General features: G+C 30.6%; 16 protein-coding genes. 6 read left to right on the top strand and 10 right to left on the bottom strand.

The genetic code is table 11. The features are described 5' to 3' along the window. Nucleotides 1-2 precede the first annotated feature (2 nt). From HMPREF9309_RS01320 to recA, 3 genes are read right to left on the bottom strand one after another with little or no spacing between them, the layout of a single operon-like run. Nucleotides 3-242 carry a hypothetical protein gene (locus tag HMPREF9309_RS01320; protein ID WP_016646119.1) on the bottom strand — a complete coding sequence of 80 codons (240 nt, stop codon included), beginning with the start codon at nt 240-242 and terminating at the stop codon, nt 3-5. Nucleotides 243-248: 6 nt separating this feature from the next. After that, nucleotides 249-1,502, bottom strand: coding sequence for a phosphopyruvate hydratase (eno, locus tag HMPREF9309_RS01315; protein ID WP_016646118.1), 1,254 nt, complete (start codon nt 1,500-1,502; stop codon nt 249-251). Next, nucleotides 1,495-2,538: a recombinase RecA gene (gene recA / locus HMPREF9309_RS01310; protein ID WP_016646117.1), complete on the bottom strand. Its 1,044-nt coding sequence runs from the start codon at nt 2,536-2,538 to the stop codon at nt 1,495-1,497. The genes eno and recA overlap by 8 nt, the downstream gene beginning before the upstream one ends. A gap of 99 nt (nt 2,539-2,637) precedes the next feature. On the opposite strand from recA, the gene HMPREF9309_RS01305 reads away from it, so the two are divergent. Genes HMPREF9309_RS01305 through HMPREF9309_RS01295 form a run of 3 tightly spaced genes read left to right on the top strand, consistent with a single transcriptional unit; the run spans nt 2,638 to nt 5,083 of the window. Beyond that, nucleotides 2,638-3,507 carry a menaquinone biosynthesis family protein gene (locus tag HMPREF9309_RS01305; RefSeq protein WP_016646116.1) on the top strand — a complete coding sequence of 290 codons (870 nt, stop codon included), beginning with the start codon at nt 2,638-2,640 and terminating at the stop codon, nt 3,505-3,507. Then, on the top strand, nt 3,501-4,274 hold the full coding sequence (locus tag HMPREF9309_RS01300; RefSeq protein WP_016646115.1) for a UDP-N-acetylmuramate dehydrogenase: 774 nt from the start codon (nt 3,501-3,503) through the stop codon (nt 4,272-4,274). The genes HMPREF9309_RS01305 and HMPREF9309_RS01300 overlap by 7 nt, the downstream gene beginning before the upstream one ends. Further along, nucleotides 4,271-5,083, top strand: a complete 813-nt coding sequence (locus tag HMPREF9309_RS01295; protein ID WP_016646114.1) for a hypothetical protein — start codon at nt 4,271-4,273, stop codon at nt 5,081-5,083. Before HMPREF9309_RS01300 ends, HMPREF9309_RS01295 begins: the two co-directional genes overlap by 4 nt. Nucleotides 5,084-5,143: 60 nt before the next feature. On the opposite strand, the gene HMPREF9309_RS01290 is transcribed toward HMPREF9309_RS01295, so the two are convergent. The 5 genes from HMPREF9309_RS01290 to dcd form a co-directional block, all read right to left on the bottom strand. Then, nucleotides 5,144-5,929, bottom strand: coding sequence for a 3'(2'),5'-bisphosphate nucleotidase CysQ family protein (locus HMPREF9309_RS01290; protein WP_016646113.1), 786 nt, complete (start codon nt 5,927-5,929; stop codon nt 5,144-5,146). A 48-nt stretch (nt 5,930-5,977) separates the two neighbouring features. Next, a complete protein-coding gene (locus HMPREF9309_RS01285; RefSeq protein ID WP_016646112.1) occupies nt 5,978-7,297 on the bottom strand; it encodes a citrate synthase in 1,320 nt (439 codons plus the stop codon). A 54-nt stretch (nt 7,298-7,351) separates the two neighbouring features. Then, nucleotides 7,352-8,503: a cation:proton antiporter gene (locus tag HMPREF9309_RS01280; RefSeq protein WP_016646111.1), complete on the bottom strand. Its 1,152-nt coding sequence runs from the start codon at nt 8,501-8,503 to the stop codon at nt 7,352-7,354. Nucleotides 8,504-8,533: 30 nt separating this feature from the next. Further along, the gene (topA, locus tag HMPREF9309_RS01275) at nt 8,534-10,606 is read right to left on the bottom strand and encodes a type I DNA topoisomerase (RefSeq protein ID WP_016646110.1); all 2,073 of its coding nucleotides are present in this window, start codon (nt 10,604-10,606) and stop codon (nt 8,534-8,536) included. Nucleotides 10,607-10,735: 129 nt separating this feature from the next. Continuing rightward, nucleotides 10,736-11,296 carry a dCTP deaminase gene (gene dcd / locus HMPREF9309_RS01270; RefSeq protein WP_016646109.1) on the bottom strand — a complete coding sequence of 187 codons (561 nt, stop codon included), beginning with the start codon at nt 11,294-11,296 and terminating at the stop codon, nt 10,736-10,738. 167 nt (nt 11,297-11,463) lie between these two features. Here dcd and accB point away from each other — a divergent pair, with 167 nt between their 5' ends. Beyond that, the gene (gene accB / locus HMPREF9309_RS01265) at nt 11,464-11,910 is read left to right on the top strand and encodes an acetyl-CoA carboxylase biotin carboxyl carrier protein (protein ID WP_016646108.1); all 447 of its coding nucleotides are present in this window, start codon (nt 11,464-11,466) and stop codon (nt 11,908-11,910) included. After that, nucleotides 11,910-13,247: an acetyl-CoA carboxylase biotin carboxylase subunit gene (locus HMPREF9309_RS01260; protein ID WP_016646107.1), complete on the top strand. Its 1,338-nt coding sequence runs from the start codon at nt 11,910-11,912 to the stop codon at nt 13,245-13,247. The genes accB and HMPREF9309_RS01260 overlap by 1 nt, the downstream gene beginning before the upstream one ends. 34 nt (nt 13,248-13,281) lie before the next feature. On the opposite strand, the gene HMPREF9309_RS01255 is transcribed toward HMPREF9309_RS01260, so the two are convergent. Next, on the bottom strand, nt 13,282-18,339 hold the full coding sequence (locus HMPREF9309_RS01255) for an autotransporter outer membrane beta-barrel domain-containing protein (RefSeq protein ID WP_016646106.1): 5,058 nt from the start codon (nt 18,337-18,339) through the stop codon (nt 13,282-13,284). Nucleotides 18,340-18,521: 182 nt separating this feature from the next. Further along, nucleotides 18,522-19,358 carry a SurA N-terminal domain-containing protein gene (locus HMPREF9309_RS01250; protein WP_016646105.1) on the bottom strand — a complete coding sequence of 279 codons (837 nt, stop codon included), beginning with the start codon at nt 19,356-19,358 and terminating at the stop codon, nt 18,522-18,524. Between the two features lie 72 nt (nt 19,359-19,430). On the opposite strand from HMPREF9309_RS01250, the gene gltX reads away from it, so the two are divergent. Then, the gene (gene gltX / locus HMPREF9309_RS01245) at nt 19,431-20,831 is read left to right on the top strand and encodes a glutamate--tRNA ligase (RefSeq protein ID WP_196799670.1); all 1,401 of its coding nucleotides are present in this window, start codon (nt 19,431-19,433) and stop codon (nt 20,829-20,831) included. Nucleotide 20,832 lies beyond the last annotated feature (1 nt).

Below are 20,832 nucleotides of genomic sequence, written 5' to 3'. Positions count from 1 at the left end.
CCCTATAAATTATAATCAGGGCTTAAAGAAGCCCTTTCTAAATAGATTTTTTGAAGTTTTGCGTTTTCTTCTTCAAGTCTTATAATGTCTTTATAAAGAAAAGCTTTTTGGCTTTGGAGATTTTTTAAAACTATATAAGAACGGTTACCAAATAGTCCATCTCCTATAAAAATACCAAGCCCTATCACTAAAATAACGGCTACAAATATCTTGCCAATAAGTTTAATTTTATAAAATTTCATAAAATTTTAAATTTTATCTCCTAGATATTCATCTGTTATCTCTTCGATATCAAGCAAGCGGTTATATTTAGCATTTCTTTCGCTTCTTGCTGTTGCACCTGTTTTTATCTGACCTGCATTTACAGCTACTGCAAGATCGGCTATAAAGCTATCCTCGCTTTCACCACTTCTATGGCTTATAATGGTCTTATAACCATTTCTATGGGCTAATCTTATAGCTTTTAGGGTTTGGGTTAAAGTGCCAATTTGATTTGGTTTTATTAATATTGCATTTGCAACACCATCTTCTATACCTTTTCTTAAGATTTCTTCATTTGTTACAAATAGATCATCTCCAACAAGTTGAACTTTATCTCCAAGTTTTTTAGTAAGTTTTTTCCAACCTTCCCAGTCATCTTCATCAAGAGCATCTTCTATAGAGTAAATCGGATATTTTTGGCATAAATCTTCATATTTGCTTATTAGTTCATCTGAGGTAAATTTTTTATTTTCTAAGTGGTAAAAACCATCTTTAAAAAGTTCGCTTGAAGCAACATCAAGAGCTATTTTTATCTCTTTTCCAGGCTCATAACCTGATTTTTTGATAGCTTTTAGTATTAATTTAATAGGCTCTTCATTGTCTTTTAAATTTGGAGCAAATCCTCCCTCATCACCAACTGCTGTACTATGACCAAGCTCGTTAAGTAAGTTTTTTAAATTTTGATAAATTTCAGCAGCAGCTCTTAGAGCATCATTAAAAGTTTCAAATCCAAAAGGCATTATCATAAACTCTTGAAAATCAACGCTATTATTTGCATGAGCTCCACCATTTATGATATTAAACATTGGAGTTGGCAAAACACTAGCATTTACACCGCCTAAGTATCTATAAAGTGGTAAATCCAGGCTTTTTGCCGCTGCTTTTGCTACAGCCATAGATACACCTAAAGTTGCATTTGCTCCTAGTTTTGAGTAATTTTTTGTAGCATCTAGTTCAAGTAAAACTGAGTCTAAAAACCCTTGATCAAAAGGATCAAGTCCTATAATGCCATCAGCAATTGTAGTTATAACATTTTCACACGCTTTTAAAACACCTTTGCCGCCAAATCTTTTTTTATCGCCATCTCTTAGTTCAAGTGCTTCTTTTTTTCCAGTACTTGCACCACTTGGCACGATTGCATCGGCTTTTGTTCCATCACTTAGGTAAACAGTTACTTTAACAGTTGGATTTCCCCTGCTATCTAAAACTTCGTTTGCGTAAACATCACTTATACTAATCATCATTTTGCTCCTGTATTTCGTCATCATCGCCACTTGATAGAATTCCTTGTTCTCCCAAATGTTCTAAAATTTGATTTTCTATCTCTTTTGAAATTTCTGGATTTTGTAGTAAGAAATTTCTTGCGTTTTCTCTTCCTTGACCGAGTTTATCGGCTTTATAGCTAAACCAAGCACCACTTTTATCAATGATATCAAGCTTTACACCATAATCAATTATTTCACCAGTTTTGCTAATTCCCTCGCCAAACATTATGTCAAACTCAGCTTGTTTAAATGGTGGAGCTACTTTATTTTTTGCAACTTTTACTTTTACTCTGTTTCCTATGCTTTGATCATTTTGTTTTAAAGTTGCTATTCTTCTTACATCAAGTCTTACAGATGAGTAGAATTTAAGTGCGTTTCCACCGGTTGTAGTTTCTGGTGAGCCATAGCCTATCATTCCTATTTTCATTCTGATTTGATTTATAAATACAACAGTTGTGCCCATTTTATGCACAATTCCGGCAAGTTTTCTAAGAGCTTGAGACATAAGTCTTGCTTGAAGTCCAACATGAGTATCACCCATATCTCCTTCAATTTCAGTCTTTGGAGTAAGTGCTGCAACACTATCGACAATTATCAAATCAACAGCACCACTTCTTGCTAGTGTTTCAACTATATCTAGGGCTTGCTCGCCAAAATCAGGCTGTGAAACATATAAATTTTCAGTATCTACGCCTAAATTTGCAGCATATTTTACATCAAGAGCGTGTTCTGCATCGACAAATGCACAAACTCCACCTTGTTTTTGGCACTCAGCTACAATGTGGAGCGTAAGGGTTGTTTTACCGCTACTTTCTGGTCCATAAATTTCGATAATTCTACCTTTTGGAACACCACCAATTCCAAGAGCTATATCAAGCCCAAGAGATCCTGTTGAGATACTATCAATTGGCTCAACTTCTTTATCTCCAAGCCTTAGAAGTGTGCCTTTGCCAAATGATTTATCGATTTGCTTCAGGGCTAAATCAAGTGCTTTTTTCTTTTTTTCATCCATTTATTTGCCTTTTTATTAAATTTACGTATTATAATGAAATTTTACTTTAAGGTAAGTAAAAATATATTATACTAGTTTAAAACTAATAAAGGATTTTTTATGTTAAAAAACATATCTGTGGCACACTCTCCAGATGCAGATGATATTTTTATGTATATGGCTATTAAATTTGGTTGGGTTGATAGTGAAATTTTAAGTTTTAAAAACAAGGCCGATGATATAGAAACTTTAAATAAAGCCTCATTAAATGGCGAATATGATGTTTGTGCGATAAGTTTTAGTGTTTATCCATTGATTGCAAATGACTATGCACTTTTAAAAACAGCAGTTAGTTTTGGTGAGGGATATGGTCCAAAACTCATAAAGAAAAAAGGGTCAAAACTTAAAAAGAATTTTAAAGTTGCACTAAGTGGTGAGCATACTACAAATGCTTTGCTTTTTAGGATAGCTTATCCAGATGCCAGACCTGTTTATAAAAACTTTTTAGAGATTGAAAATGCGGTTTTAAATGGTGAAGTTGATGCTGGAGTTTTGATACATGAAAGTATTTTAGAATTTAATGAAAATTTAGAAGTTGAAAGAGAGGTTTGGGATATTTGGCAAGAGCTAAGAGGTGATGAAAATTTACCTTTGCCACTTGGTGGAATGGCACTTAGAAGAAGTTTGCCTTTAACAGATGCCATAGAGTGTCAAAGAGTTTTAACAAAAGCAGTTGAAATTGCCACAAAGCATAAAACTCTTTTAAGCAAAATGCTAATTGAGAGAAATTTAGTTAGAGTTGATGATAAAAAACTAGATAAATACTTAAATTTATATGCAAACGATACTTCAGTTTCAATGAGTGAAATTCAGTTAAAAGCTGTAAATAAACTATTTGAGATAGGCTATAAGTACGGATTTTATAAAGAAAAAATTGATGCATTTGCTTCGCTAATACCAACTGAATATAAAGATTTTAGATTTTGTTAGTTAAAGAAATTAACTTTAGTAAATTTAGTTCTATTAAAATAGGTGGAGTTTTTAAAGTAGAAGTTTTAAGTGGGGATTTTGGTGAGTTTAACGGAGTTATAATTGGTGGTGCAAATAACATTTTAATCTCGCCAAATCCACCAAAACTAGGTATTTTAAGTAGCGAATTTGATTATATAAAATTTGATGGTGAAATTTTAGAAATTGGCGGCTTGACAAAAAGTGCTAAAATTTATAATTTTGCAAAAAAAAATAATTTAGCAAATTTTGAGTTTTTAAAAGGAATTCCTGGAACATTAGGTGGATTAATAACCATGAATGCGGGGCTTTTAGGGTATGAAATTTCTAATAATTTAATAAGTGTCTTAACAAATTTTGGCGAGTTTAAAAAAGATGAATTAGAATTTTCTTACCGAAAAAGCAAGATAAAAGGCGTGATAAAAAGTGCTAAATTTAGAATTTTAAAAGGCTTTGATGAGAGCTTAAGCATTAAAATTTCAAAAAAAAGAGCAAATCAACCGCGTGGAAATAGTTTTGGAAGTTGTTTTAAAAACCCCGTTGGATTAAGCGCTGGTAAATTAATTGATGAATGTGGTTTAAAAGGTTATAAAATCAGAAACTGCGGGTTTAGCCAAGAGCATGCAAATTTTCTCATTAATTATGGTGGCGGGACTTTTGATGAGGCTTTGTCTTTGATAAATTTAGCTAAAAAACGAGTTTTTGAAAAATTTGGCATAAATTTAGAAACTGAGGTTGTGATACTTTGAAAAAGATAGTGTTTTTAATTTTTTTGGCTCTAAATTTAAACGCTTTTACTTACGATGAAATTAAAAGTTTGTATTTTAAAGATGTTAATTGTTCCAAATTTGAGTTTAAACAAAGTCAGCAAAAATTTAGCGTAGATGATTTAAATAACGCCATTGAAAATGTTGATGAAAACAAAGTTTTAGAGATTTTAGGAAGTGATAAAACACTAAGTTTTCAAAACGATAGCAAAGGCATTAGCCCTTTTATAAAAAACCACAAAACCACAAATAGTATCTTGATGGAAGATATGCTTTTTTGCGCTGATGAAAGGGCTTTTAAATTTAATGTTTATGTGCCGGCTGTTTTGACAGATAAAAATATAGGCGAAGATGAAACTATCGCTATTTTAAATGAGTTTTTTGATGAGGGGTTGGATAAAAATACAGTTTTTTTATATGAGGATACTGGGCTTTTAAATTTGGCTTTAGGAGAGGAGAAATTTAAAGTTTTTGACTATTTGCTTGATAAAAATTGTCTTATAAATGATCGCCTTGGAATGGATATTTGGTTTTGTTTTACGAAGATTTTTCGAGATAAAAATATAGCCTTAAATATCAAAACTACACACCAAAAGGAGCTTTTAAATTTATTAAACTTACAAAAATATAAAACGCACCGCACTTTTTGGTTAAATTTAACTAAAAAAGTAGTCAAAAAAGGGCTTAATCCCAAAAACTTAAACTACCTATATATGACATTTGAGTATCTGGGCGATGAAAACTCTATGAAAAAACTTACAGATTTAGGATATAAAAACGATGTCAAATAAAAGTAAGAAGTTTTGTAGTCGCAATAGTTTTTAAATTTCACTAGCTGTTAAAAGCTCGCATTAAATTTTTAAAATCTCATCAATTTTATTTAAAGTTTGCTCTTTTAAATGAATGCTATTTTTATCAATGGCAACAAATGGCGAGTTTAGAAGCTTTTTGCCATTGTAAAGGGGTCTTTTTTTAGTTTTTAGGTCAATTATCTCTCCACCACTTTGCACAACCAAAAAATCCCCCGCCGCAACATCCCAAAGATAGCTATCGCCAAAGCGTGGATAAAGCATGGCCTGGCTTTTTGCAATTTGGCAAAACTTAATTGCTGAGCCAACTCTTTTAAAGCTAAGATTAAAGCTTTTTGCCAAAGCTATGCGTCTTTTTCCCATTCCGCTTCTTCCAAGTAGGAGTAAATTTGGAGTTTTGCAGTCTAAATTTGGTTTTATAAGTTCATCATTTATAAAGACTTTATTTTCTCCAGCGCTATAAAATAGCTCATTTTTGGTTGGTATAAAAATTACAGACAAAATTGGACGAGAGTTTTTAATAAGTGCGATACAGACACAAAACTCACCATTTTTTGCGATAAAATCGCGTGTTCCATCTAGTGGATCAACTAGCCAAAAAGTGTCATTTTCGCCCATTTTATCAGCCTCTAAAATGTTCTCTTCAGAACAAATTTCAATACCAGTTTTTCCTAAAATTTTAAAAATAGCTTCATTTGCAGCAAGATCAGCCGAAGTTAGCGGAGAGTTGTCGGGTTTTTTAACAACTTTGTAGTCGTTATAGTGCTTTAATATCTCTTCTCCAGCATTTAATGCAGCAATTTTAGCTAGGTTTAAAAGCTCATTCATACTTTTTCCTAGCTTTTAATTGCGTTAAATTTATAAATTTATTCAAAATTATTGCTTTCCAGAATACTCAATCTTTGTTTTTTGTAAATTTTCATGATGAGTTTTTAAGGCATCTGTTTCACCTAAATATAGCTGTCTTGGACGAACAATTTTACTTGTTTGTTCTTTTAATTCCATCCATTGAGCCATCCAGCCAGGTGCTCTACCGATGACAAACATAACTGCAAACATATCGGTTGGAATTTTTAATGCTCTTAAGATAAGGCCTGAGTTAAAATCAACATTTGGATATAAATTTCTACTTACAAAATACTCATCTTCAAGTGCAATTTTTTCTATTCTATTGGCAATTTTAATTAAATTTGAGTCGATGTCAAGCTCATCCATGAGTTTATCTCTTAAACCTTTTAAAACCTTGGCCCTTGGATCATAGCTTTTATAAACTCTATGACCAAAGCCCATCAATCTAAATGGATCATTTTTATCTTTAGCTCTTTTTATATATTTATCTGCATTATCAACACTTCCAATGGCTTCAAGCTGTCTTATAACACTTTCATTTGCTCCTCCATGAGCATGTCCCCACAAAGCCCCAATGCCCGCACTTATACAAGAATATGGATGAGAGTGAGTTGAAGCAACTGTTCTAACTGTCGTAGTTGAGGCATTTTGCTCATGATCTGCATGAAGCATTAAAACTGTATCTAAAGCTTTTACTTCGATTGGTTTTATATCAACGTGAGAGTGCGGAAAAGCTCTCATCATATAAAGGAAATTTTCTGTAAAACCACGATCTAGATCTGGATAGATAAGTGGATATCCCATTGCGTGACGGTGATAAAATGCTGCTAATGTTGGCATTTTAGCTACAAGTCTTTCAGCTAATTCCATATATTCATCTGGATCATCATAGTTCATATCTCTTTTATAATATGTGCTAAGTGTTGCTATACAGGCTTGTAAAACTGCCATAGGATGGGCTTTGTCAGGAAATGCATCAAATAAAGCTATCATTCTTTCATTTATAAAAGATTTTGTTTTTAGTTTTTTTCTAAAAGCATTAAGTTCATCTTCATTAGGAAGTTTTTTATGCAAAAGAAGATGAATTACATCTAAAAAAAGTTTGTTTTCAGCAAGCCATGCAATATCGTATCCACGGTGTTTTAAAATGCCTTTTTCTCCATCTATAAATGTTATTTCTGAGCTGCACATTGCAGTTGAAGTATAGCCTTTATCAAATGTAAAAAACCCTGTTTTTTTATACAAATCTGAAATGTCTATAACAGATGGACCAAGTGTGCCATCAAGGACATTAAATTCATAGCTTTTGCCATTTCTATTGTCAGTTAGTGTTACGGTATTTGACATCCTTACTCCTTAAATTTAATCTTCGTAAATGATACCTAAATTCTCATTAAAAAATCATTTTTTATTTAAATAAATATTTTTTATAATTTTTATTACAGTTATTCCAACTATTGCTTCAAATATGCTTGTTAAAACTAAAGCGTAGTAAATTTCATCGCTTATATAGTTTGTTTCATGTCCGATTGTTGCAGTTGCAATGAGTAAGGTTAGAGGAATTGATAAAGAAATTCCAAATAAAATGCTTTGTTTTAGTCCTAGATTTTTTACCATTACAACAGAGCTTAAAAGCCTAACTACAATCATTAAAATAGTTAAAAATACTACATTTTTTACAACTCCTGGAATTAAAAGTGCGTTTAAATTTACAGTTGAGCCAATATAGGCAAAAAATATTGGGACTAAAAAGCCATATCCAAAAGATGAGAGTTTTTCAGGAAGATCTTTTTTGTGGCTAAAAAATGTCGGTATAAAAGTTCCTGCTATAAAAGCTCCAATTATGATTTTTATATCCAAAATAACTACAACTGCGATAACTAAACAAAGCATAGCAATAGAAAATCTTATATCTTTTTCATTCTTATCAAATTGTGGCATTATAATTTTTTTAAGATTTGGATACCACCAAAAAAGAACATCTAGCCATCTAAAAATAAGTGTGGTTACTATTAAAAATCCAGCCAAAGCACCTAAATTTACAAATAATTTTATATCAAGGCCATATTTTGTATAAGCGTTTAAAAGTGTTAAAAGTGCTATACTTAAAACCTCTCCTATAACTCCAACAAGCATTGCTAAATTTAGCCAATTTTCATTTTTACCATACTCTTTATATAGTGTTGAGAGAATTCCCACACTCATTACTGGAATTATTACTATAAATAGCTCACTTAATCCAAAAGTATAAACTGCAATTATAGAAAAAATATACAAAAGTCCTAAAAATAGGCTGGAATTTTTAAGAACACCTTTTTTTGCATTTATAAAAATTTTAAGATCAACTTCTGTTCCAGCTAAAAACATAAGGTAGTAAAATCCTATATCAGCCACATCTTTAAATAATTCATTTTGTGGTAAAAATCCCAAAGTTCCAAGCAAAATCCCTAAAATTATCTCAGTTGCTGAAATTGGAACTTTGATTAAAGCCGATATATAAGGTGAGGCAAATATCACAAAAGAAAGTGCTAAAAGTATTAAAACTACTTGCATATTTATCCTAAAATTTAAAAATTTTTTAGTTTAAGCATCAATTTTTCTTTTATATTTGCACTCAGTACATTCTAAAAATGTTCCACTTTTAAGCTCTTTTTTAATTAAATGTTTATTGTCACAATTTGGGCATGCTTCATTTGTAAGCTCGTAGTTGCTTATAAATCTGCATTTTGGGTAGTTAAGACATCCATAAAATTTACCTCTTTTTGAAAATCTTTCTACGATTTCTCCACCACATTTTGGACATTTTACACCTATTTTAACGGGCTCTTTTTTCTCTTTTTTATCAGTGCTTAAATTTCTACTATATTTACATTTTGGAAAATTTGAACACGCTATAAACTCACCAAATCTTCCACTTCTTTTTACAAGCTCACCACCACAATCAGGGCATTTTTCATCTATTGGAATAGCTATTTTTTGACTTTTTATATTTTTTTTACCATCTTCTATTTTTTGCATAAATGGGTAGTAAAAATCTGCTAAAATTTCTTGCCAATCACTTTTTTCATCTGCTACATTGTCAAGTTTTTCCTCCATTTGTGAGGTAAATTTGCTATCAACAATACTTTCAAAATTCTCTTCTAAAACTTCTATTACTTTAAATGCTATTTCAGTTGGAATTAGTTGCCTTTTTTGAACTTCTACATACTTTCTAGATGTTAAAAGTGAAATAGTTGGGGCGTAAGTTGAAGGTCTGCCAATACCTAGGCTTTCAAGTTTTTTAATTAAACTTGCTTCACTATATCTTGCAGGAGGTTCGGTAAAGTTTTGTTTTGATGAAATTTTTTGTAAAAACATCTCATCACCAACTTTTAAATTTGGTAAAATTTTATCTTTATCGCTTGCTCCATAAACTTTATAAAATCCATCAAATAACACTTTTCTACCACTTATTTTAAACTCAGTTTTTTTACCAGCTACAAAAACATTTTGTATCTCGCTAAGACTTGGTGTCATTTGAGAGGCTAAAAAACGGTTATAAATAAGTTCATAAAGCTTTGCTTCATCTTTTGGAAGAGTTTGATTTGCCATTTGTGGTGTAAAACTTAAATCAGTTGGGCGAATAGCCTCATGAGCTTCTTGAGCTCCTTTTGTTTTAGTGGTGTAAATGTTTGCCTTTTTTGGTAAGTATTTATCCCCAAAATCTTTTTTTATTAAATCTCTTGCTTTTAAAACAGCTTCTTTTGATAAATTTAAACTATCAGTTCTCATATATGTTATTGCTCCGCCATTTGGAGTATTAACTCCTTCATAAAGACTTTGAGCTATCATCATAGTTTTTCTTGGACTAAAGCTTAAATTTGAACTTGCGGTTTGTTGCAAAGTTGAGGTCATAAATGGAGGCTGTGGATTTGTTTTTCGCTGACGACTTTCAATTTTTCTTATTTTATACGTTTCGTTTTTACAAATTTCAACTATATTTTTAGCCTCTTTTTCATTTTTAACGCTTAATTTATCCATTTTTTTGCCGTTAAACTCAACAAACTCACTTTCTAAATCATCTTTAAAAATAGCATCGATACTGTGATATTCAACTGGTTTAAAGGCTTTTATCTCCCTTTCTTTATCAACAACTAATTTTAAAGAAGCACTTTGAACTCTACCAGCACTTAGTCCTTTTTGAATTTTTTGATTTAAAAGTGGGCTTAGTCTATATCCTACGATTCTATCTAAAAGCCTTCTAGCTTGTTGAGCATTTACACTATCCATATCAACAGTTCTTGGATTTTTAACAGCGTTTAAAATAGCATCTTTTGTAATTTCATGAAAAACAATTCTTGGAAGTGATAATGGATCTTTTCCAATTGCCATTGCTATATGATATGCAATAGCTTCACCTTCTCTATCCTCATCAGTTGCAAGGTAAATTTTTTCTGCTTTTTTTGCTTTTTCTTTTATCTCTTTAACGACTTTTGAGTGATCACTACTTATTCTATACTCGGGTTCAAATTTATTTCCATCTATTTTTATCCCAAAAGTTGTTTTTGGAAGATCTCGTATATGCCCAACTGATGCGATAACATCATAGTCTTTTCCTAAAAATTTTTTTATAGTCTTTGCTTTTGCAGGAGACTCAACGATAACTAAATTTTTCATATTCAAACCCTAAATTTTTAATTTTTCCATTAGTATATGCAAAAAAGATTAATTTTATTTTAAAAAAGTCAGATTTTACAAACCATCTCACTAGTTTTTAAATTTAAAATATTTTCAAAATTTTTTAATCTATTTTAAAATTCTTGGAAGAGTTATTCCTTTTTGGTTTTGATATTTTCCTTTTTTATCAGCATAACTTACAGCGCATGGCTCATCGCCTTCTAAAAATAATACCTGAGCAATTCCCTCATTTGCATAAATTTTAGCAGGAAGTGGAGTTGTGTTTGATATTTCAATTGTTATATATCCTTCAAATCCAGGCTCAAATGGAGTAACATTTACTATTATTCCACACCTTGCGTAAGTGCTTTTTCCAAGACATATTGCTAAAACATTTTCAGGCATTTTAAAATACTCAACTGTTCTAGCTAACGCAAATGAATTTGGCGGAACTATGCAGATATCGCCTACGAAATCAACCACATTTTTTTCATCAAAATTTTTTGGATCAACAACTGTTCCACCGATATTTGTAAAAATCTTAAACTCATTTGCAACTCTTATGTCATATCCATAGCTAGAAAGTCCATAGCTTATTACACCAAGTCCAACATTTTCTTCACAAAATGGATTTATCATCTCATCTTTTAAGCTTTTTTCTTTTATCCATTTATCGCTTTTAAGTCCCATTTCTACCCTTAAATATCAAATTTAAAAACTAATTATAGCAAAATTTAATTTTTATAAAAATACTAAATTTAAATCTTAAAAATATTGTTTATCTAAATTTAATATTAAATTTCACTAAAATTAGATAAAATAGAAATTACCATTAAATTTAAATTTGGAGTAAAATTATGAAAACAGAAGAAATTAAAGAACTTATGAAGTACTTTGAAAGTACAGGAATTGGTCGTATGAGATTAAAAGAGGGCGATTTTGAAATAGAGCTTAGAAAAACTTGTGAGTCAAATGATGCTACACCTGAAGTATGCCCAACACCAGCACCGCAACCACCAATAAATGTTGTTGTAAATAGTGAACAAAATAAACAACAATCCTCAAAAGATACTATAAACTCGCCAATGGTAGGAACTTTTTATATTGCGCCAAGTCCTGGTGAAGCACCTTTTGTAAAAGTTGGACAAACTGTTAGAAAAGGTGATGTTGTTGGCATAATCGAAGCCATGAAAATAATGAATGAAATAGAGGCTGAGTTTGACTGTAGAATTTCAAACATATTAGTTGCCGATGGCCAGCCAGTTGAGTTTGGTATGGCAATTATTGAGGTGGAGAAATTATAATGGAGATTAAAAGAATTCTTATTGCAAATCGCGGTGAGATAGCATTAAGAGCTTTAAGAACCATACAAGAAATGGGAAAAGAAGCTGTTGTTGTTTATTCAACCGCGGATAAAGATGCGCTTTATGTAAAATATGCTGATGCAAGTATTTGTATTGGGCCTGCTAGAAGTAGTGATAGCTATTTAAATATACCTGCGATTATGACAGCAGCTCAAATTAGCGAATCAGATGCTATTTTCCCAGGGTATGGTTTTTTGAGTGAAAATCAAACCTTTGTTGAAATTTGCGAGAAAGAAGGCATTAAATTTATAGGACCAAATTTATCAGCCATGGCACTCATGAGTGATAAATCAAAGGCAAAAAGCTTTATGAAAAGAGCAGGAGTTCCTGTAATTCCTGGAAGTGATGGCGTTTTAAAAGACGTTGAAGAGGCTAGAAAATTAGCAAATGAAATGGGTTATCCAGTTATCTTAAAAGCAGCAGCTGGTGGTGGCGGAAGAGGAATGAGACTTGTTACAAAAGGTGAAGATTTAGAAAAAAACTTTTGGGCAGCTGAAAGTGAGGCATTAAGTGCTTTTGGAAATGGTTCAATGTATATTGAAAAGTATATTACAAATCCTCGCCATGTTGAAGTTCAAATTTTAGGTGATGAGCACGGAAATGTAATTCATGTCGGCGAAAGAGATTGTTCTATGCAACGCCGCCATCAAAAATTAATCGAAGAAACTCCTGCTACAATTTTAGATGAAAAAACAAGAGAAAAACTCCATGAAACTGCAATCGCAGCAACTAAAGCCATAGGTTATTATGGTGCTGGAACTTTTGAGTTTTTATACGATCAAGATTCAAAAGAGTTTTATTTTATAGAGATGAATACAAGACTTCAGGTTGAACACTGCGTAAGTGAAATGGTAAGTGGTCTTGATATGGTTGAGTGGATGATAAGAATAGCTCAAGGTGAAAAACTTCCTAGTCAAGATGAGATAGAATTTAGAGGACATTCAATAGAGTGCAGAATAGCAGCTGAAGATCCAAAAAGTTTTGCGCCAAATCCTGGAAAAATAACTAAATTTATAGCTCCAAATGGTAGAAATGTTAGGTTTGATAGTCATATTTATGAAGGATATAGTGTTCCCCCATTTTATGATAGTATGATAGGAAAACTTATAGTTCATGCAGACACTAGGCAAAAAGCAATTGCTAAGATGAGAGTTGCTTTGGATGAACTTATTATTCAAGGTATTAAAACAACTAGAAATTTCCATTTGAATATGATGGAAAGTGCTGATTTTGCAAATAATAAATTTGATACAAATTATCTAACAAAGTACTATTAAGATTAAGCCGATGTTAATATCGGCTTAATCTAGCTTAAAATCTATAGTTAAGACCTAGTCCAATAATTTGATTGTTGTAGTCATCGCCAAATTTTCCATTATATTTAAATTCTAACTTTAAAGAATCTGTAGGCATATAATCAAAACCAACCCCAACTACGCCGAGCAAATCATTTTTTGCATCAGATTTGATTTGAGCTTTTTTACTAGGATTTGATATGAGTGAGAAGTCTATTTTTGTTTCATCATCCATAGTTTCTACGATTAGTCCAGCTTTTCCAAATAAAGAAAACTTATCGTTTATGAGGTATTTTGACTCAAGTCCAGCTTGAAGTTCTAAACTATCAAAGTCTTGTTTGTCTACGCTTAAAGCTAAGAATTCGTCACCATTTTCTGTGTATGCATCATTTTTTACATGTATATAGTCAGCTCTGAAGTATGGTGTTAAAGAAAAAGAATTACTTAAACTTACATCTTTATAGATTCCAAATCCAGCTTGATAGAATTTGCTATCGTATTTTGATTTTATGGTTTTATCTATAATAGAGACTGTTTTATCGCCTTCATTTTCTGAAAAACCAACACCTGCTAAAAGATTAATTCTTAAATCATTTATTGCATAAATATCACTATAAATTAAAGCTTGATATGTATCACTTTTTATATTTTGATTTATATCACCATCAATATCGCTTTTTGTATAAGAAACAGCAAAACCTAATCGAGCATTATCTGCTATTTCACCATCAAAACCTATAATGGTTCCATAGTGATCCGCATCATATCCTAAAGTTCCATCATTAGTTGAGCTTTTGTGACTAAAACTTCCTATTGTTTTAGCCCAGAAATTTTTATCACTTTTATATGTACTGCTAGATAAAATTGCATCTCTTGAAATTTTTCCTGCATCAGAAATTACTTGTATGCCAGCACCTGATATAAGCGGTTGAATAGTTTTTAAGTCATTTGCAGTAATATTATCTTTAAGCATAATATCACCAAGTGTATTATCTATCAATCCAGCATCAATAATATCACCAAGTCCCCCAAGTCTATGCATTCCTGCATTTAAAAGCATGTCTTTTGCTCTTGGAACCACGCCTATTAAAATATCTTTCTCTTTAGTAAAGCTCAAATCATAAAAAGCAAGATCTTCTAAAATAGTAGGATTAAACCAACCAATTAATTTTTGATATTCTAAAAATTTATTTTGTTTTATAATATCGCCATTTTTTAAATTTTTTACTGCTTCATCTTTTACACTAAGAGTTGCACCATCTATTTTTAATGTATTGGCGATTAATTTTCCAGTTTGGATATTTTTTATACCATCGCCTTTTGCTCCTATTTCCAGTGTTGATGATTTGTCAAAAGTTACGTCTTTATCGCCTTTAACTATTGCACCATTTGAAATAGCCAATTTTTCATCTTTAAAAACTACACTATCAGTGAAGTTTAGCACTCCTTCTTTTACTTTTGTATTTTTCCAGTTTTTAAAAGGAGTTTTTATAGTGCCTTTACCAATTTTTGTGAAATTTTCACCACTTATAGAGTGGTTTATTGTTTTTTCACCATCTGTTTTAAAAATAGCATTTTTAATTTTAAAATTTAAATCATTGTCCTTAAAGTCACTAAACAATTTTCCACCATCAAGAAGTTCAACTGTGGAATTTGTTACATTTATATTGTGAGACCCACTTGTATCTTTTGCTATTTTTGATACTTTTAAAACGGCATCATTGTTTAAGTTTAAAGTTGCATCATTAGGTCCAAAAGTTAGAGTATTTTTAACAGTTAAAGTTGTTTTGTTATCTATAGCGGCTGTTGTTTTTTTATCTTTGCCTAATGTCATATTAATGTGGCTAGTTTGTGAGTTATCTATATTTGTATCGCCTGATACTATAAAAGAACTATCTCCTGTTGTATTAAACACCGAGTTTTTTATAAGAAGGCTGTCACCTTTAAACTCAAAATGTTTAGTTGTGTATTTTACATTATCAAATGTGCTATTTCCTGCAAGACTTAATTTTTCAGTTTTCATAGCTGAATTTTTAACATCTACTTTGCTATTTATAGTTGCGTCTTTTAAGTCAATATTTGCATCATTAATGTTGAGGTTTCCATTTTTAGCTTTAAAAATATTAGCTTTTAAATTTGTATTTTTATCTATTGTTATCTCTCTATTAAATTCTGCATTTTCTATATTAAGATTACCACCGCTCATAGTTGCTTTTTTATCTATTTTTAAATTTGAAGCTTCGATGTTTGAACCAGTCAATTTTAAGCTTTTAGTTTCAAGTGTACCTTTACTGTCTATTTTGGAATTTTGGCCGAGATTTAAATTTTCGGCTTTAAAAGTTGAATCTTTGCCTATATTTGCTATACCATCTAGCTTCGCATTTTTTACTATTATATTAACTTTGTCAGCTTCATCTGCGGAGTCTCTTTTTTCCATACTCATTTTTGAGGTTTTATCTACATATAAATTTGTAGCTGTGATATCGCTTTTTTCTTGAAGTTTTAAAGTGGAGTTTTCTAAGATATTAAGCCCATCAACTTCACTTTTAGAATTATTTATAAGAAGATATGAGTCTTTTGTTATATCAAAAGATTCATTATCTTTATTTTCACCTTCACCTTTTGATTTTACATTTACATCTGCTATTACAAGTTTTGCACCTTCTGTTTTTACCTTAACTATTTGACCTTTTTCGTTTTTGTCATTTCGACTATTCTTATGTGCATCATCTATATAATCAGGATCACTACTATCAACATATACTTTTGAATCCTTTTTTATGACATGGTCAAGCTTGCTTAATATTAGCCTACCATCAAGATCTTTTTTTGTTAGGATAAGATTATTGTCTTTTTGAGTTAGGGAGTAAGCACTATTTAGGCTATTATCCTCTAATTTCGCCTTGCTTTTGTCAAAAGATAAACCATCTTTGGTTTTTGCTATTGTGGTTTCAACGCCACTTGCGTCTTTTTGTAAATTCACAAAAAGATTTCCATTTTTTAAGTCCATTTTATTAGCTTTTAAAATACCACCATTTTGACCTTGATATTTCATTGATAAAGTTTTATCCTTTGCTAATGTAAAATCACCATCTAAAGTCAAACTACCATCTTCTATATTTAAATTTCCTTTAAAATTATCCTTGTAGTCTTTAAATATAAGATTACTTTTACCTTTTTTAATGATATCGGTTGCATTTTCTACATTTGCATAAATGTCTATAGAATGATCTGCCCCGTTAGATCTATATGTGTATTTATCTTTTTCTATATCGAGAGTAACTTTATTTTTTAAATCTATATGTCCGCCTAAGGAACTAGCTTTTAAGCTGGAGTTATCAAGAATGGCTTTTCCTTTGTCATCTCTTATTACAAAGTGATTTTTTAAATTTATAACAGAATCTATAGCATTAAATTTTCCGTCATGTACGAAGATTCCGCTAATATTATTTATTTTTGCATTAACTAAATTTATAGCTCCGTCATTTTCTGCACCTAGGCTACTGATGTTGTTTATATTTGAATTTATAAAACTAATATCCCCACCATCGGCACTCCAAAAATAATTCCCTTTTTTGTGTTTTTCTATGGTGCTGTTTAAAAACTCAGCTTTACCTCCTTTTTGGGCGGTTACTTGCTTTATCTTAGCAGTTGAATCTTTAACTATAAACTCTCCACCATCTTTTATAAAAATAGTATCTGAATTAATAGTAGAATCATCAAATATTGCCTTTCCATTTATATGGCTAGACTGATTTGTAAAATTTATATTTGATTTATTCTTTGCTTTAAATTCACCACCTTTTTCTACATTAATTCCTTCTTGTCCCGTATATTTTGTATTATCTAGGGTAGCTTTTCCGCCTTCTTTTACATAGAAATTTTGAGATGTTGATATTTTTGAATCTTTTATATCAAGTTCTCCATTTTTTATTATTATGCTGCCTTTGTTGTATAAAGGTAGGTTTTTTGCTATAAATTTACCGCTATCTACATTTATACCACCTCCATATTCTATAAATACTGCTTCATCTTTTGCTTTGTCCTCATTTAAGAGTTTTTCATCAGCAGGTTTTTCACTAGTTAAGTTTACAATACCATTGTTTGTTATTATAAAATTTTTAGCTTGTATTTTAGGGTCTGTTACATTTAGTTTTCCGCCATCTATAGTTATGGTATTATTTACTCCTGTATTTGTACCTTTTATTCGGACATTGTTTATATTAACCTCTCCGTCTTTGCCTACATTAAATTTTTGTGTTTGTAAAAGCCCTCCATTTTCAGCATTTAGCTTTCCGTTTTTTACTAAAATTTCAGGCGAATAGACATAAGTATCAGCAAAATTTGCTTTTCCACCTTCATCTATCAAAAAAGACATAGCTGGTCTAACACTAGTTTTGCTAGCATTTAATATAGAATTTTTACCTATTACATTTATTTTTTCAGCTGTTGTATTATCTTTACTACGGGATTTATTGCCAATATTGAGATTTAAAGTTCCATTTAATATATCTATATTAAAAACACCTGCTTTTTGATTTTTATAATAATCAGTCCATGAAGGACTAGCTGGATTATGTTTAGCTTCTAAAAATGAAACATTTACTACGGCGTTTTTATCTGAAGCCATAAAATCAAGAAATTTATCACCTTTATCATCTTTTTTGATAATACCTTTTCCGCCTATAAGAAAATGTTGTCCCTTTAAACCATATAAATTTACTTCTGTATTTTCATTAGCACCTATCGTTGTAGAATATAAATAAACTGGAGATTTTTCTGTTTCTTCTTTGCCTTTTATGGTTAATGTTTTACTTTTATCTTCAAGTTTTCCATCTATAGTGCTTGTGACTTTATCATTTTTAATTAGTCCTTGCACTCTATTAGATTTATCATTAAAAATTTTAACTTTGTCATAATCGTCAATTTTATAGACTACAGTTGGTTCTGGGTCTTTTAATAACTCATTTGTAATAGGTGAAGCATTTAAACTAGAACAAATAAATACTGCACAAACTAAAGAGAAAATTTTATTCTCTTGCCAAGAAAAACGAATATGATTTCGCATGTTCATTTACACTCCTTTTTAAATTGAAAATAATAATGATAAATTGTATCATTTCTTTATTAAAACAAAATTAACTGTTTTTTGATGTGTTTCGTTAGCAAGATATTGTGAAAAATAAAAGCCAAGAACAACTCGGCTTTTTAGAATTTATATTATTTGAAATTTTAATATTTAGTAAATTTTTAGATTTATTTTCTAGGAGGTAAAACTTCTATGATGGCATTTGCTCTTAGTTTTTCAAAATAATCATCAACTGTTTTTCGTCTTTCATTTTTAGCAAACATTTCAAAAACTTGATCTTTTGCAGTTTCAAAATCCACTTTTTTAACTCCATTTTTAGAATCGATTCTTAAAACCTCATAAAATCCTTGTGGATGGTCCATAATAGGAGTAAATTCCCCATCTTTCATATTTAAAAAAGCAAATGCAGTTTGTTCATTAAGAGATGATTTTGGGATTGTAATTTTATGAGAATAAACAGATGCTCCTACTTTTCCACGTATAACATTTTCAATCTCTTTTTTTGTTTTAGCGGCAAATCTAGTTGCGTTTACTGATTCAAAACTCATAAAAAGCATAGGATTGCTCTCATAGAACTGTTTTACACTTTCAGGAGTTATTTTTTTATCAGCTTTTGCAAAAATTCCACCTAAAAGTTTTTGAGTTTGTATGTCTTTTGCCAAATTTGATCTAAACTCATCGAAATTTACTCCTTGTTTTATAAGAGTATTTTTAAACTCTTCAGGTGTTTTTCCCTCTTTTTTAGCAATTTCTTCAATTGCATTTGTAACCTCATAAGGTGCAACTCTTATACCTCTTTTTTTAATTTCTGAGGCTTGTAGTTTTTCATTTATTAGAAATTGTAGTGCTGTGTCTTGATTGGAAGTTTTTATTTTTTTCATTGTATCAAAAACTTCAAAATTCGTAATTGGTTCATTATTTACCTTCGCAACAACCCAATTTACCATACCTGCATTGGCCACACTAAAGCCAAGCATAAGTAAAAAAATTAACTTTTTTTTCATAAAAAAACCTTTATTTTAAGCTTATAAGACTATAATTGACAAATTATAGCGAAATATTTTACAAATTTGGAAATAAAAGGAAAAATTATGATTGTAACTCGTTTTGCTCCTTCTCCGACTGGATATCTTCATATCGGCGGGCTTAGGACGGCACTTTATAACTACTTATATGCAAGAGCAAATAATGGAAAATTTCTACTTCGAATTGAGGATACTGATTTAAAAAGAAATAAGATAGAAGCTACAAATGCGATTATAGAAGCATTTAAATGGTGCAAACTTGACTATGATGGCGAGCTTGTTTATCAAAGTGATAGATTTGACATATATAAAAAATATATACAAAAACTTTTAGATGAAGGTAAAGCTTATAAATGTTATATGACTAAAGACGAGCTTGATGAACTTAGAAAAAGTCAAGAAGCGATGAAAATTCGTCCAAAATATGACGGGAGATATAGGGATTTTAAAGGAACACCTCCAGCAGGAATTGATCCAGTAATTCGTATAAAAGCTCCAATTAGTGGAACTATAGAATTTAAAGATGGTGTAAAAGGTGAAGTTAAATTTAATGTTGATGATATGTTGGATGATTTTATAATCGCAAGAAGCGATGGAAGTCCTACATATAATTTTACAGTTGTAATTGATGATGCATTAATGGGCGTAACTGATGTAATTAGAGGTGATGACCACCTTTCAAATACGCCAAAACAAATTATTTTATATGAGGCACTTGGTTTTAAAACTCCAAATTTTTATCATGTTGCCATGATTAACGGACCTGATGGACAAAAGCTTTCCAAAAGACACGGTGCAACCGATGTTATGGAATATAAAAAAATGGGTTATTTAAGTGAGGCTTTATTAAATTTCTTAGTAAGGCTTGGCTGGAGTCATGGTGATGATGAAATTTTTTCAATGAAAGAGTTAAAAGAGCTTTTTGATCCACATAATCTTTCAAAATCTTCAAGTAGCTTTAACCAAAGTAAACTAGAATGGTTAAATCAACACTACATAAAAAATGCAAGCTTTGAAAGACTATCTCATGAGCTAAAAGAATTTGACCTTAACCTAGATGAGGTAAAACATGCAAAACTTTTAATAGATAGTATAAAAGAACGCTCAGTCACACTTTTACAAATGAAAGAGATGGCAAATTCTATCCTTAACAAACCACAAAGTTATAATGAAAAAGCTTATAAAAAATTTATTAATGAAAATAGTTTAAAATTACTTGCAAGTTTTGCTGAAATTTTAGATAAAGATATGAGTGCTTTAGAATATGAGGAACTAACAAATAAATTTTTAGAAAAAAATGAAGCAAAACTAAAAGACTTAGCTCAACCTTTAAGGATAGCAATAACTGGCAATAGCGTAAGTCCGTCTATTTTTGAAGTGCTTGAAATTTTAGGAAGCGATGAAGTAAAACAAAGAATTAAAAATTTAATAAACAAATCTAAGGAGATATAAT

Source organism: Campylobacter ureolyticus ACS-301-V-Sch3b, from assembly GCF_000413435.1.
Taxonomy (GTDB): domain Bacteria; phylum Campylobacterota; class Campylobacteria; order Campylobacterales; family Campylobacteraceae; genus Campylobacter_B; species Campylobacter_B ureolyticus_A.
This window is presented reverse-complemented; position numbering and strand designations above follow the sequence as displayed.